General features: G+C 62.2%; 10 protein-coding genes and 1 pseudogene. 6 read left to right on the top strand and 5 right to left on the bottom strand.

The genetic code is table 11. From position 1 onward, the window contains the following. Nucleotides 1–144 precede the first annotated feature (144 nt). Nucleotides 145–1971 (top strand): glutamine--fructose-6-phosphate transaminase (isomerizing), encoded by a 1827-nt coding sequence (gene glmS, locus EFD56_RS13530; protein ID WP_126905525.1) that lies wholly within the window; start codon nt 145–147, stop codon nt 1969–1971. Nucleotides 1972–2106: 135 nt separating this feature from the next. Next, complete coding sequence (locus EFD56_RS13525; RefSeq protein ID WP_037118645.1) at nt 2107–2814, top strand: DUF502 domain-containing protein; 708 nt, start codon at nt 2107–2109, stop codon at nt 2812–2814. Between the two features lie 80 nt (nt 2815–2894). Here EFD56_RS13525 and recG read toward each other — a convergent pair whose 3' ends face one another. Continuing rightward, entirely contained in the window at nt 2895–5000 is a 2106-nt protein-coding gene (gene recG, locus EFD56_RS13520) for an ATP-dependent DNA helicase RecG (RefSeq protein WP_126905524.1), read from the bottom strand. 92 nt (nt 5001–5092) lie between these two features. On the opposite strand from recG, the gene EFD56_RS13515 reads away from it, so the two are divergent. Genes EFD56_RS13515 through EFD56_RS13505 form a run of 3 tightly spaced genes read left to right on the top strand, consistent with a single transcriptional unit; the run spans nt 5093 to nt 9382 of the window. Then, the gene (locus EFD56_RS13515) at nt 5093–5398 is read left to right on the top strand and encodes an FAD assembly factor SdhE (RefSeq protein ID WP_004680228.1); all 306 of its coding nucleotides are present in this window, start codon (nt 5093–5095) and stop codon (nt 5396–5398) included. Beyond that, nucleotides 5395–8898: a transcription-repair coupling factor gene (gene mfd / locus EFD56_RS13510; RefSeq protein ID WP_126905523.1), complete on the top strand. Its 3504-nt coding sequence runs from the start codon at nt 5395–5397 to the stop codon at nt 8896–8898. The genes EFD56_RS13515 and mfd overlap by 4 nt, the downstream gene beginning before the upstream one ends. Nucleotides 8899–8914: 16 nt before the next feature. Next, nucleotides 8915–9382: an OsmC family protein gene (locus EFD56_RS13505; protein ID WP_126905522.1), complete on the top strand. Its 468-nt coding sequence runs from the start codon at nt 8915–8917 to the stop codon at nt 9380–9382. Between the two features lie 13 nt (nt 9383–9395). On the opposite strand, the gene EFD56_RS13500 is transcribed toward EFD56_RS13505, so the two are convergent. The 3 genes from EFD56_RS13500 to EFD56_RS13490 all read right to left on the bottom strand — a co-directional run bounded on the left by EFD56_RS13500 (nt 9396) and on the right by EFD56_RS13490 (nt 12498). Further along, nucleotides 9396–9953 carry a GrpB family protein gene (locus EFD56_RS13500; RefSeq protein WP_126905521.1) on the bottom strand — a complete coding sequence of 186 codons (558 nt, stop codon included), beginning with the start codon at nt 9951–9953 and terminating at the stop codon, nt 9396–9398. Nucleotides 9954–9960: 7 nt separating this feature from the next. Beyond that, nucleotides 9961–10632 carry a DsbA family oxidoreductase gene (locus EFD56_RS13495; protein WP_004680222.1) on the bottom strand — a complete coding sequence of 224 codons (672 nt, stop codon included), beginning with the start codon at nt 10630–10632 and terminating at the stop codon, nt 9961–9963. 63 nt (nt 10633–10695) lie between these two features. Then, entirely contained in the window at nt 10696–12498 is a 1803-nt protein-coding gene (locus EFD56_RS13490; protein WP_126905520.1) for an extracellular solute-binding protein, read from the bottom strand. Between the two features lie 288 nt (nt 12499–12786). Here EFD56_RS13490 and EFD56_RS13485 point away from each other — a divergent pair, with 288 nt between their 5' ends. After that, nucleotides 12787–13440: an invasion associated locus B family protein gene (locus tag EFD56_RS13485; RefSeq protein ID WP_004680220.1), complete on the top strand. Its 654-nt coding sequence runs from the start codon at nt 12787–12789 to the stop codon at nt 13438–13440. 31 nt (nt 13441–13471) lie between these two features. Here the strand turns inward: EFD56_RS13485 and EFD56_RS32925 are convergent. Next, nucleotides 13472–13763 (bottom strand): annotated as a pseudogene (locus tag EFD56_RS32925) (hypothetical protein); the annotation flags it as partial.

The following is a 13763-nucleotide window of genomic DNA, read 5'->3' as shown; positions in this document are numbered from 1 at the left end:
AATAAGCGGAAATCGTTAGAACTGGCCTCGTTATCGGGGCCAAAAGCAATTCCAGCAAAAGTGCGTAGCGGTTTTTGCGTCCGGAAATTGCGCGGAGAAAACAGGAGAGCATTTTCGCGTAAATGCTCGAGTTGGGGATATTGCATGTGCGGAATTGTGGGGATCGTCGGAACTCAGTCTGTAGCCGGGCGGCTGGTCGATGCGCTGAAGCGTCTCGAATATCGCGGTTATGATTCCGCCGGTGTCGCCACGATCCACGAGGGCGTGATGGATCGCCGCCGCGCCGAGGGTAAGCTCTTCAATCTGGAAAAGCGCCTCGACGCCGAACCGCTGCCCGGCACAGTCGGCATCGCCCATACGCGCTGGGCGACCCACGGTGTTCCGAACGAGACCAATGCCCATCCGCATTTCGTCGAAGGTGTCGCCGTCGTCCATAATGGCATCATTGAAAACTTCTCCGAGCTACGCGACGAACTGACCGAGGAGGGCTCGGTCTTCGAAACCCAGACCGACACTGAGGTCGTCGCCCAGCTGATGGCAAAATATTTGCGCGAGGGCCTCGATCCGCGCGCCGCCATGTTGAAGATGCTGAACCGGGTGACCGGCGCCTATGCGTTGGCCGTCATGCTCAAGGCCGATCCCGGCACGATCATGGCCGCCCGCTCCGGCCCGCCGCTTGCCGTCGGCTATGGCCGCGGCGAGATGTTCCTCGGTTCGGACGCCATCGCACTTTCGCCCTTTACCAATGAGATCACCTATCTCGTCGACGGCGACTGCGCCGTCATCACCCGCGACAGCGTCTCGGTCCTGGATTTCGCCGGCAAACCGGTCAAACGCGCCCGCCAGATCTCGCAGGCGACCGCCTATGTGGTCGACAAGGGCAATCACCGCCACTTCATGGAAAAGGAAATCTACGAGCAGCCGGAGGTGATCTCCCATGCGCTCAGCCATTACGTCGATTTCGCCGAGAACACGATCGGCGCCAATGCCGCAGCGATCGATTTCAAGGCGGCGACTGGCCTGGCGATCTCGGCTTGCGGCACCGCCTATCTCGCCGGTCTCGTCGGCAAATACTGGTTCGAGCGTTATGCCCGCCTGCCGGTCGAGATCGACGTCGCCTCTGAATTCCGCTACCGCGAAATGCCGCTCTCGCCCTCGCAGGCGGCACTCTTCATCTCGCAGTCCGGTGAAACCGCCGATACCCTGGCCTCGCTGCGTTATTGCCGCGACAACGGGCTGAAGATCGGCGCCGTCGTCAATGTCCGCGAATCGACCATCGCCCGCGAATCCGATGCCGTCTTCCCGATCATGGCCGGCCCGGAAATCGGCGTCGCCTCAACCAAGGCCTTCACCTGCCAGCTCGCCGTGCTGGCGTCGCTGGCGATCGGCGCCGGCAAGGCGCGCGGCACGGTCAGCGCTGAGGAGGAGAGGGCGCTGGTGCGCCATCTCGCCGAAATGCCGCGCGTCATGAGCCGGGTGCTGAACCTCATCCAGCCGCAGATGGAAAGCCTGTCGCGGGAACTGTCGAAATGCAAGGACGTGCTTTATCTCGGCCGCGGCACCAGCTTCCCGCTTGCCATGGAAGGCGCACTGAAGCTCAAGGAAATCTCCTATATCCACGCCGAAGGCTATGCCGCCGGCGAACTGAAGCACGGTCCGATCGCGCTGATCGACGAGAACATGCCTGTCATCGTCATCGCCCCCTATGACCGCTTCTTCGAAAAGACCGTCTCCAACATGCAGGAGGTCGCAGCCCGTGGCGGCCGCATCATCTTCATCACCGACGAAGCGGGTGCAGCGGCCTCGAAACTGCCGACCATGGCGACGATTACTCTGCCTGTCGTCGATGAAATCATCGCGCCGATGATCTTCTCGTTGCCGATCCAACTGCTCGCCTATCACACCGCCGTCTTCATGGGCACCGATGTCGATCAGCCGCGCAATCTGGCGAAATCCGTCACCGTGGAATAAGCCTCTAGGGGCGGGATCTTCGCGCCGAAACATATTGTGCGACGCCCCGAATTCTGGCAATTTTGGTGTGCGGACAAGGGGGAAGGGCCGGCGTTCCGGCCCGTCCAGGACTGAGATGGAGTTCATCAGGAAGAGATGGCCGACAACGCCCCCAGAATGCCGGTCGCGACCCGGCTGAGGAATAATTTTCTCGCAGGCCTGATCATCTGCGCGCCGATCGCGATTACCATCTGGTTGACCTGGACCTTCATCCATTGGTCGGACAGCTGGGTGAGGCCCTATATTCCGGCGCGCTGGAATCCGGAAAGCTATCTCAATTTCGCCATTCCCGGTTTCGGCCTGCTGATCGCCGTCGTGCTCATCACCGTCGTCGGCTTCCTCGGCAAAAACCTTATCGGCCAGAGCATCGTCCGTTTCGGCGAATCGATCGTGCAGCGTATGCCGCTGGTGCGCACGATCTATAAAAGCGTGAAGCAGATTTTCGAAACCGTGCTGAAGGAGCAGGCGAACTCCTTCAAGAAGGTGGGCCTTATCGAATATCCAAGCCCGGGCCTATGGGCGCTGGTCTTCGTCGCCACCGACGCCAAGGGCGAGATCGCCTCGAAGTTCAACGCCATGGGCCAGGATATGGTCGCCGTCTTCCTGCCGCCGACGCCGGTGCCGACGGCCGGCTTCCTCGTCTTCGTGCCGCGTGAAAAAATCGTCATGCTCGATATGAGCCCGGAAGACGCCGCCAAATTCCTGATTTCGGGCGGGCTTGTCGCCCCCGGACACACGCCATCCGAGCCGAAGCCGAAGCATCTGCCGCGGCCGAAGCCGGTAGCGGTTTCAAAAGCGGATTGATGCATGCCGCCCAAGAGTATTTGGCGGTTTTGGGATAACGACATGCATGGAAAGAAGACTAAAGCGCGCCGCGGCATACTTTATCCCGCCCTCAGGAACCGGATCGCCTCGTCGCGGCGGAAGAGATAGAGCAGGGTGCGGATCGCCTGTCCTCTTTCGCTGGTGAGCTCCGGATCGCGCTCGATGAGATAGGCCGCATCCTTGCGGGCGATCTCCAGCAGGTCGGCATGCGCCTCGAGGCTGGCGATGCGGAATCCCGGAGTGCCGGACTGACGGGTGCCGAGCAATTCGCCTCCGCCGCGCAGCTTCAGATCCTCCTCGGCGATGCGAAAGCCATCCTCGGTCTCGCGCATGATCGAAAGCCGGGCATGGCCGGTCTCGCCGAGCGGCCCCTTATAGAGCAGGATGCAGGTCGAGGCCTCGTCGCCGCGTCCGACCCGGCCGCGCAGCTGATGCAATTGCGCCAGGCCGAAGCGTTCGGCATGCTCGATCACCATGATCGTCGCATCCGGCACGTCGACGCCGACCTCGACGACGGTGGTGGCGACGAGCAGCCGGGTCTCGCCGTTCTTGAACGCCATCATGGCCGCATCCTTCTCCGGCCCGCTCATGCGGCCGTGGATGAGGCCGATATCGAGGCCGAGCGCGGCAACAAGTGTCGCATGCCGTTCCTCGGCCGACATCAGGTCGAGCTCTTCGGATTCTTCGACTAGCGGGCAGATCCAGTAAGCCTTCTTGCCCTCGGCAAGTGCGCTTTGCAGCCGACCGACGATTTCGCCGGTCCGCTCCATCGGCACCGTAATTGTCTGGATCGGCTTGCGGCCGGCCGGCTTCTCGGTGAGCTTAGAAACATCCATATCGCCGAAGGCGGCGAGCACCAGCGTGCGCGGGATCGGCGTCGCAGTCATGACAAGCATGTGCGGCGAGATGCCCTTGGCGGTCAGCCGGAGGCGCTGATGCACGCCGAAACGATGCTGTTCGTCGACGACGGCTAGCATCAGCTTGTCGTAAGTGACGGTGTCCTGGAAAAGCGCATGCGTGCCGATGACGATCTGCGCTGCGCCCGAGGCGATGCGCTCCAGGATTTCCTCCCTTTCGCGTCCCTTGGTGCGCCCGGTCAGCACCTCGATGTCGAGGCCGGCGGAGGCGGCGAATTTAGAGATTGTCGCGTGGTGCTGGCGCGCCAGGATTTCGGTCGGCGCCATCAGCACCGCCTGGCCGCCGCTCTCGATCACCGCTGCCATCGACATCAGCGCCACCAGGGTCTTGCCGGAACCGACATCGCCCTGCAGCAGCCGCAGCATGCGCTCGGTGCCGGCCATGTCCTTCAGAATCTCGGCGATCGCCTCGTTCTGGCTCGATGTGGGTGAGAAGGGCAGCGTCTTCAGGATCTTGCCGCTGACCGCGCCCGTCGCCTGCACCGGCTGGCCGGCCACCTTGCGCAGCCTCTGGCGCACCAGGCTGAGCGAAAGCTGGCCTGCGAGGAACTCATCATAGGCAAGCCGCCGCCGGGCGGGGGCCTGCGAGTCTATATCAGAGGGGTCGCGCGGCTCGTGCAGCATATGGAAACTGTCGCGGATCAACGGCAGGCCCTGTTTTTGCGCCAGCACCGGGTCGATCCATTCCGGCAGCTCGGGAAAACGCGGCAGGGCGGCGTCGATGATCTTGCGCAAAGTCTTCGGCGAAAGCCCCGCCGTCAGCGGATAGATCGGCTCGACGAGCGGCAGGTTCTCCGCTTCATCAGCCCTGACGATATAGTCCGGATGCACCATCGAGGCACGGCCGTTGAACCAGTCGACTTTGCCGCTGACCGTCACCTCCGCGTCGATCGGCAGCTGTTTTTCCAGCCACGCCGCCTGGCCGCGGAAGAAGACCAGCGTCAATTCGCCGGTCTCGTCATGCAGGAAGACGCGGTAGGGGACATTGCTCTTGCCGCGCGGCGGCACCTGGTGCCGGTCGACGCGCGCGGTGATCGTCACGATCGCACCCTGCGGCGCGCGGGCGATCCCAGGCTGGTTGCGCCGGTCGATCAGCGAAAAGGGCGCGTGGAAGAGAAGATCGATGACCCGGCAATCCTCCGGCGCCTCGCGACCGAGCAGCTTGACCAGCAGTTCGGCGATCTTCGGGCCGACGCCCGGAAGGCCCGAAATGGGGGAAAACAGCGGATCGAGAATGGCGGGGCGCATGCGGTCAAAATGCGATGAACAATGCGGCCTTGGCAAGGCTGACAAGCCGCTTTCCAGGGTCTATAGAGGCGCATCAACAGGAAGGTAATGCCATGACAGGTGTCACGCTCACGAGTGCCGGTCTCGACCCGCGCCGCCGCCGGATCCTTTTCCGCTGCTGGCATCGCGGCATCCGCGAGATGGATCTGGTCTTCGGCCAGTTCGCCGAAGCCGAGATCGCGACGCTTTCGGACGCAGAGCTCGACGAGTTCGAGACGATCATGGCCGAAGAGGATAATGACCTGGTCCGCTGGATCATGGGAACCTGGCCGGTGCCTGAGCGTTTTCAGACACCGATGTTTGCCCGCCTTGCCGCCTATACGCCCGATTTCGACAAGCCCCTCAGGACGCCGGAATGATCCCTGGTTTCGATGCGAAGAAGCTTGCGGCCATTGCCGAGCCGCTGACGATCGGCAATGTGCCTGCCGGCCTCGAACCGCTGCTGCTCGCCGAACTCGCCCGCACGGGAGAGCCGGTCGCCTATGTCATGTCGGACGGCCACCGCATGGCCGATCTCGAGCAGATGCTGGGCTTCGTCGCCCCCGACATTCCGGTTCTCACCCTGCCGGCTTGGGACTGTTTGCCCTATGACCGCGTCTCGCCGAGCGCCGATACCTCGGCCCGCCGGCTTGCCGCACTCGGCGGCCTCATCGCCCATCGCAAAAAGCCGCATGCGGCCATCGTGCTCGTCACCGCCAATGCCATGCTGCAGAAGGTGGCGCCGCAGGATGTCATTGAAAGCCTGAGCTTTTCGGCCCGTCCCGGCAACCAGCTGCGCATGGACGATTTGGCTGGGCGCCTGGAGCGCAATGGCTTCGACCGCGTTGCGACCGTGCGCGAGGTCGGCGAATATGCCGTGCGCGGCGGCATCCTCGATGTCTTTGTGCCGGGGTCGGAAGAACCAGTCCGCCTCGATTTCTTCGGCGACACGCTGGAATCGATTCGCAGCTTCGATCCGGCGAGCCAGCGCACCACCGGCCAAGTGCGCTCACTCGATCTCAATCCGATGAGCGAGGTGACGCTCACGCCGGATACGATCAGCCGCTTCCGCAAGAACTACCTCTCGGCTTTCGGCGCGACGACGCGCGATGATGCGCTTTATCTCGCCGTCTCCGAAGGTCGCCGTTATCCCGGCATGGAGCATTGGCTGCCGCTGTTCTACGAGAAGCTCGATACCGTCTTCGATTATCTCAGCGGTTTCCGTGTCGTCACCGACCACACGGTGCGTGAGGCGGCGCAGGAGCGCTCCAAGCTCGTCCTCGATTATTTCGACGCCCGCCTGAATTCCGGCCAGCCGGCCAAGGGCCAGATGGCGCAGGGCACGCCCTACAAGCCGGTGACGCCGGGCCAGCTCTATCTCGACAGCAAGCTTTTCGCCAAAACCCTCGACGCGCTCGGCGCGATCCGCATCAGCCCGTTCAACGAGATCGAGGGCGAGGCGAGGCGGGTCGTCAATATCGAGGCCCGCCAGGGCCAGCGCTGGGCCCGCTCGAATGCCGAAGGCGGCGGTGACGCCGAACGCGTCAATATTTTCGACGTCGTCGTAAAGCACATCGCCGACCGGCGCGCCGGCGGGGCGAAGGTGCTGGTAACCGCCTGGACCGAAGGTTCGCTGGAGCGCCTGCTGCAGGTGTTGAACGAGCATGGCCTGGAAAAGGTCAAGCCGGTCGAGGCGCTGAAAGATCTCGCCACGCTGGGCAAAGGCGAGGCGGCGGCCGCCGTGCTCAATCTCGAATCCGGCTTCGAGGCCGGCGATCTCGTCGTCATCGGCGAGCAAGATATTCTCGGCGACCGCATGGTGCGCCGCTCCAAACGCCGCAAGCGCGCCGCCGATTTCATTGCCGAGGTCGCGGGCCTGGACGAAGGCTCGATCGTCGTCCATGCCGAACACGGCATTGGCCGCTTCATCGGGCTGAAGACCATTGAGGCGGCAGGCGCCCCGCATGCCTGCCTCGAGCTGCAATATGCCGATGAGGCCAAACTCTTCCTGCCGGTCGAAAACATCGACCTGCTCTCGCGCTATGGCGGCGAGGGGACTGACGCGCAACTCGACAAGCTCGGCGGCGGCGCCTGGCAGATGCGCAAGGCCAAGCTCAAGAAGCGGCTGCTTGATATGGCCGATGCCCTGATCCGCATCGCCGCCGAGCGCCTGACGCGCCATGCGCCTGTCCTGACGACGCCGGACGGACTTTACGACGAATTTGCCGCCCGCTTCCCCTATGACGAGACCGAGGACCAGGACAATGCCATCGACGCCGTTCGCTCCGATCTCGGCGCTGGCCGGCCGATGGATCGCCTGGTCTGCGGTGACGTCGGCTTCGGCAAGACGGAAGTGGCGCTGCGCGCCGCCTTCGTCGCCGCGATGAACGGCGTCCAGGTTGCCGTCGTCGTGCCGACGACCTTGCTTGCCCGCCAGCATTTCAAGACTTTTTCCGAGCGATTCCGTGGCCTGCCGGTTCGTGTCCAGCAGGCCTCCCGCCTTGTCGGCGCCAAGGATCTGGCGCTGACCAAGAAGGAAGTCGCCGAAGGCAAGACCGATATCGTCGTCGGCACCCATGCGCTGCTCGGCGCCGGCATCAAATTCGCCAATCTCGGCCTGCTGGTCATCGACGAGGAGCAGCATTTCGGCGTCAAGCACAAGGAGCGGCTGAAGGAGCTGAAGAGCGACGTGCACGTTCTGACGCTGTCGGCGACACCCATCCCGCGCACGCTGCAGCTTGCGATGACCGGGGTGCGCGAACTGTCGCTGATCACCACGCCGCCGGTCGACCGCATGGCGGTGCGCACCTTCATCTCGCCCTTCGACAGCCTTGTCATCCGCGAGACGCTGATGCGCGAGCACTATCGCGGCGGCCAGAGTTTCTATGTGTGTCCGAGGCTTGCCGACCTCGCCGATGTGCATGCCTTCCTGCAGTCCGACGTGCCGGAGCTGAAGGTCGCCGTCGCTCATGGCCAGATGCCGGCCGGCGAACTCGAAGACATCATGAACGCCTTTTATGAAGGCCGCTACGACGTGCTGCTGTCGACCACCATCGTCGAATCCGGCCTTGATGTGCCGACCGCCAACACGCTGATCGTCCACCGCGCCGATATGTTCGGCCTTGCCCAGCTCTATCAGCTGCGCGGCCGCGTCGGCCGCTCGAAAGTGCGCGCCTTCGCGCTGTTCACCCTGCCTGTGAACAAGGTGCTGACGGCAACGGCCGACCGCCGGCTGAAGGTGCTGCAGTCGCTGGACACGCTCGGTGCCGGCTTCCAGCTGGCAAGTCACGACCTCGATATCCGCGGCGCCGGCAACCTGCTTGGCGAGGAGCAATCCGGCCACATCAAGGAAGTCGGCTTCGAACTCTACCAGCAGATGCTGGAAGAGGCGGTCGCCGAGGTCAAGGGCGTCGACGAGATCCACGATACCGGCTGGTCGCCGCAGATCTCCGTCGGCACGACGGTGATGATCCCGGAAGACTACGTTCCCGATCTGCATCTGCGCATGGCGCTTTACCGCCGTCTCGGCGAACTCACCGAGCTCAAGGAGATCGACGGCTTCGGCGCCGAGATGATCGACCGCTTCGGGCCGATGCCGATCGAAGTCCAGCATCTCCTCAAGATCGTCTACATCAAGTCGCTCTGCCGCACCGCCAATGTCGAGAAGCTCGACGCCGGCCCGAAGGGCGTGGTCGTTCAGTTCCGCAACAAGGAATTCCCCAACCCGGCAAATCTCGTCGGTTATATCGGCAAGCAGGGCACGATGGCGAAGATCCGCCCCGATCACAGCCTGTTCCTGACCCGCGACCTGCCGACACCGGAAAAGCGCCTACAGGGCGCCGCCGTGATCATGACACAACTGGCCGAGATGGCGAAGTAAACCGAGGGAGACCGCGATGGCGACATACGGCGCAACGATCAACTGGGAGCGGAGCGGCGAGACCTTCATCGACAATCGCTACAGCCGCGCCCATCGATGGACCTTCGACGGCGGCATCGGGGTGAGGGCGTCCTCATCGGCGCATGTCGTTCCGCTGCCCTATTCTGCCGAAGACGCTGTCGATCCGGAGGAGGCTTTCGTCGCCTCGCTCTCCAGCTGCCACATGCTCTGGTTCCTGTCGATCGCCGCCAAGAAGGGGTTGTGCGTCGACAGCTACGCCGACGCCGCCGAGGGTGTGATGGAGAAGAATGCCGAAGGCCGCCTCGCCATGACCGTGGTGACGCTCCGCCCGCATGTCGTCTTCTCCGGCGACAAGCAGCTCTCTCTGAGCGAGCTCGAAGCCCTGCATCATCGTGCCCACGATGAATGCTTCATCGCCAATTCGGTGAAGACTGAGGTGCGCTGCATTCCGGTTCTGGGCTGAAGGCTGATACCGTTCAGTCGGCCGGCGGTTCTGACCAGCCGATCAGTCTTGCCCATTCATTGGCGCCGTCCATGATGATGTCGAACACCGGATCCTTGATGTCGTAATAGAAGTCGACGTCATCGGCAAAGCGTTGGGCGAGCCGCTGTTTGATCAGCGCATAGGCGTTCGCGGCCGTCGGATGGGCTCGCAGGAAGTCGCGACAGAGAAGAGAGTAGCGCTGATTGAAACGGCCTTTTTCGCGGATGTGCAGATTGGCCGGGCGTCCTCTGCTGCGATAGAAGGCCTTGCACAATTCGCCTTCCGCCAGCTCAGCTCCCGGAGGACAGTGGTCGATGACGATTGGCCTGTGCTCGAAACCGACCTGTTCGAATGCCTCGACATCGACGTCGGCCAGATCGTTCACGGTCAACTGGATATCGATGATATCCTTCGCGGGAAGGCCGGGGATGGCCGTCGATCCGATGTGATGCAGATAGGCTCCGGCAGGGGCTGCGCGCATGATGGCGCGCTTGAGCGCTGCGAAATCTTCTATCCAGCTTTGTTGCGGCTCTTTAATCTCGATGCGCATCGGCGCCTCAGTTGAGCCCCGACCGCGCTTCGGCCTTCGCCTTGGCAATATCGCGTAGCGCACCCGCCAGAACATCGGGTGTCTGCGCGCCACTGACCGCATATTGCTGGTCGAAGATGAAGAAGGGCACGCCGTTGACGCCCATTTCCTGCGCCGCCTTGATTTCGGCGACGATCAAATCACGATCCGCGTCGGAGGCGAGCAGCGAGGCGATAACCGAGCGGTCGAGGCCGGCCTTTTCAGCGATATCGAGCAGCACCGCGTGGTCGCCGACATTGCGGCCTTCCTCGAAATTGGCCTTGAACAGCGCCGCGACGACCTTGTCCTGTGCCTCGCGGCCTTCGATCATCGCCCAATGGATCAGCCGATGCGCATCGAGCGTGTTCGGTCCGATCTTGATCGCTTCGAAATCGAAGGCGATGCCGACCTCGCGGCCGAGATCGGTCAGCATCTTATGCGCCTGCGCCACGCGCTCCTCGCCGCCGAGCTTCTCGGCCAGCGCCTTCTTCTGGTCGACCCCTTCCTTGGGGTAATCGGGGTTGAGCCGGTACGGCCGCCAGTTGATGTCGACGCCGATCTCGTCCTGCACCTCGGCAATGGCAAGCTCCAGCCGCGCTTTGCCGAGATAGCACCACGGGCAGACGACATCCGAGACGACGTCGATGGTGATACGCTCCATGATGATCTTCCTTATTTCTGTGTGTCTCCAAAGGAGACATCGGGCCGAGGCGTTCGGCCGCTTCTATTGGGCGCTTGTATCCCACCATATCGGCAGCTGATAGCCGTAAAGGGGTACGGTGTCGGGATGGCCGACGCGCTTGCTGCGCGCCACCCATTGTTGGTCCATATGATAAAGCGGCAGCACGTAGTGGCTCGATAGCAGCAGCCGGTCGTAGGCGCGCACCGCCGCCGTGAAATCTTCCGCCGAGCGCGCCCTCAACAGATGGTCGATCAGCGTGTCGAGATCGGGATCGTTGGCGCCGGCAAAGCTGTCCGAGCCCTCGCGCGCGCGGGCAACCGAAGACCAGCGGCCGAGCTGCTCGTTTCCAGGTGACAGCGAAGAGGTAAACGACTTCATGATCATGTCGTAATCGAAGCTGTTCGTGCGGCTCTGATACTGCGAATCATCGACCGTGCGGATCGACGCGGCGATGCCGATCGCCTGCAGCGAACGCTGGTAAGCGACGGCGAGCTTCTCCTGGTCGGCATTCTGCGTCATGATTTCAAAGGCGAGCTGGCGCCCCGAGGCATCGGCCATCTTGCCGCCCTGGATCGTATAGCCGCCCTGTTTCAACCGCTCGACCGCCTGCTTCAGCACGTTGCGGTCGCGGCCGGAGCCGTCGGTGACCGGCAGCTTGTAGGTGCCGTCGAGAATATCAGGCGCGATTCTATCCTTGATCGGCCCGAGCAACGCAAGCTCCGCGGCATTGGCGGGAACGCCGAAGCTCGAAAGCTCGGAATTCTGCCAGAAGCTCTGCGTGCGCTTATAGGCGCCGGAATAGAGGTTCTTGTTCGCCCATTCGAAATCGAACACCAGCGACAGGCCTTCGCGCACCTTCGGATCGGCAAAGATCGGTCGGCGTGTGTTGAAGACGAAGCCGAGCATGCCGCTCGGCAGTTTCGGCGTGAACACGTCCTTGACGATAGCGCCCGAGGTGACTGCCGGGAAGCTATAGGCATTGGCCCAGTGGCCAGGATTGCCGTCGGGATAGATGTCGACATCGCCCTTCTTGAAGGCCTCGAACAGCGTCGTGTCCTGCAGATAATACTGGACGGTGATCTGATCGTAATTGTCGGTGCCGACCTTGGCAGGAATGTCCTTACCCCAGTAGTTGGGGTCGCGCTCATAAGTGACGCTTTCCCCAGGCTTCACCGTCTTCACCTTGTAGGGACCCGAACCGACCGGCGGAGTCAGCGATGTGCGGTCAAAGGCTTCGGGATCGATCGCATGTTTCGGCAGTACCGGGAAAAGGCCGAAAATCAAAGGCGTCTCTCGGTCGGCCTTGTCATTGAAGGTAAAGCGCACGCTGTGTTCGCCGACTTTTTCCATTTTGGCGACGACCTTGAGGCGGTTGGAGAAAGGCACGCGGCCTTTGTCACGCAACAGCTCGAAGCTGAACATCACATCCTCGGGCGTCACCGGTTGCCCATCGGCCCATTTCGCCTTCGGATTGAGGTTGAACTGGATGAAGCTCCTGTCGTCGTCCCATTCGACCGTTTCTGCCAGCAGACCGTAAAGCGTGAAGGGCTCGTCCCTGGAGCGCTGCATCAGCGATTCGTAGACGAGATTGCCATAGTCCGGGTCCCACATGCCGCGTGCTGTCGTGCGCATGCTCTTCAAAATGAATGGATTGAGGTTGTCGAAGGTGCCGACGACGCCATAGGTGATCTTGCCGCCCTTCTTGACGTCGGGATTGACGTAGGGGAAGTGTTTGTAGTCAGGCGGGAGGGCCGGCGCGCCATGCATCGCAATGCCGTGCAGCGGTTCGGCGGCGACGGTGCCGCAGAGCAGCGAGAGGACGAGGGGGACGACGATCCGGAGCATTCGGCAATCCTTGAAATCCGCGAAAATGGGCACGATTCACGCCGGAGATTAGCATGGGGTCGACCGATTCCAACACGCGGGCGCGATTTCTTTGGCACGGGCGATGAAATAGCTGCGCGAATTGCCAAAGAAATGCTGGATATCTTGAACGCTGCAATGTAACAGGTGAACCCGAAGTTTCGGGGTCATGCATTTGCCTCATTTTTCCATGAGGTGGAGTGCCGAACGACCCGATGGTTGGGGCGGCAGGTCGCTGCCCCGAACGGATATCAGGAGACGGAATTCGTTATGATGTTCAAGTCTGAAAAGAAAATGCGGGCAGCACTGTCCGTTCTGGCAGTGATGTTCGGCGCCGCTTCGGCTCCGGTCTCCTCCTTCGCCCAGGATGCGGGGGCACAGGCTCCGGCTCAGGGCGTCGGCGGTCCCAAGCTTGGTTGGTACAAGACCTGCAGCAAGCAGGAAGACAACGACATCTGTGTCGTCCAGAACCTGATCCTCGCCAATGGTGGCCAGCTCGTCACGGCCGTCGGCCTGATCTCGGTCACCGGCAAGATCAACCGTAAGCTCCTGCAGGTTTCCGTTCCGACCGCGCGCCTGATTCCCCCCGGCATCATGATGCAGATCGATGGCGGCAAGGGTCAGAAGCTCGATTACGCCGTCTGCCTACCGGACAAGTGCACTGCCGAAATCCCGCTGACCGATGCGATGATCGCCAGCCTCAAGAAGGGCAGCGACGTGATCTTCACCTCGATCAACTTCCGCCGCGCCCCGAACCCGATCAAGATCTCGCTCGAAGGCTTCACCGGCGCTTATGACGGCGAACCGGTTACCGAGTCCAAGCTCGCCGACACGCAGCGCAGCCTGCAGGAAGGCATGCAGAAGAAGGCCGAGGAAGCCCGCAAGAAGCTGGAAGACGCCCAGAAGGCCGCCAAGGCGCAGTAATCCTGCTGCCATATCGAATAGAAACCCGGCCTCAGGCCGGGTTTTTTGTTGGTAAACTGTTGTTTTGGCTCGGCTGTGCGCCTCGGTTGTATGTTCCGTTTACGGGGAGAAGGTGGCGGCAGCCGGATGAGGGGCTTCCCAACGAAAAACAAAAGCCGGATTTGCTGCCAAAAAGAAAAAGGCCTCGCTGGGAGAGTGAACTGACCCCCGAAAGTTGGACATCCACCTTCGGGGGTTTTGCATGTCCAAATACAGCCTGGCTTTCAAGCAGTCTGTTGTTGAGTTTTACGGGAATGGCGAGCGTAGCTATCAAGAGGTGAGCA

The organism is Rhizobium phaseoli, from assembly GCF_003985125.1.
GTDB classification, from domain to species: Bacteria; Pseudomonadota; Alphaproteobacteria; order Rhizobiales; family Rhizobiaceae; genus Rhizobium; species Rhizobium phaseoli.
The sequence above is the reverse complement of the archived record's forward strand: the minus strand, read 5'-3'. Positions and strand labels throughout refer to the sequence as shown.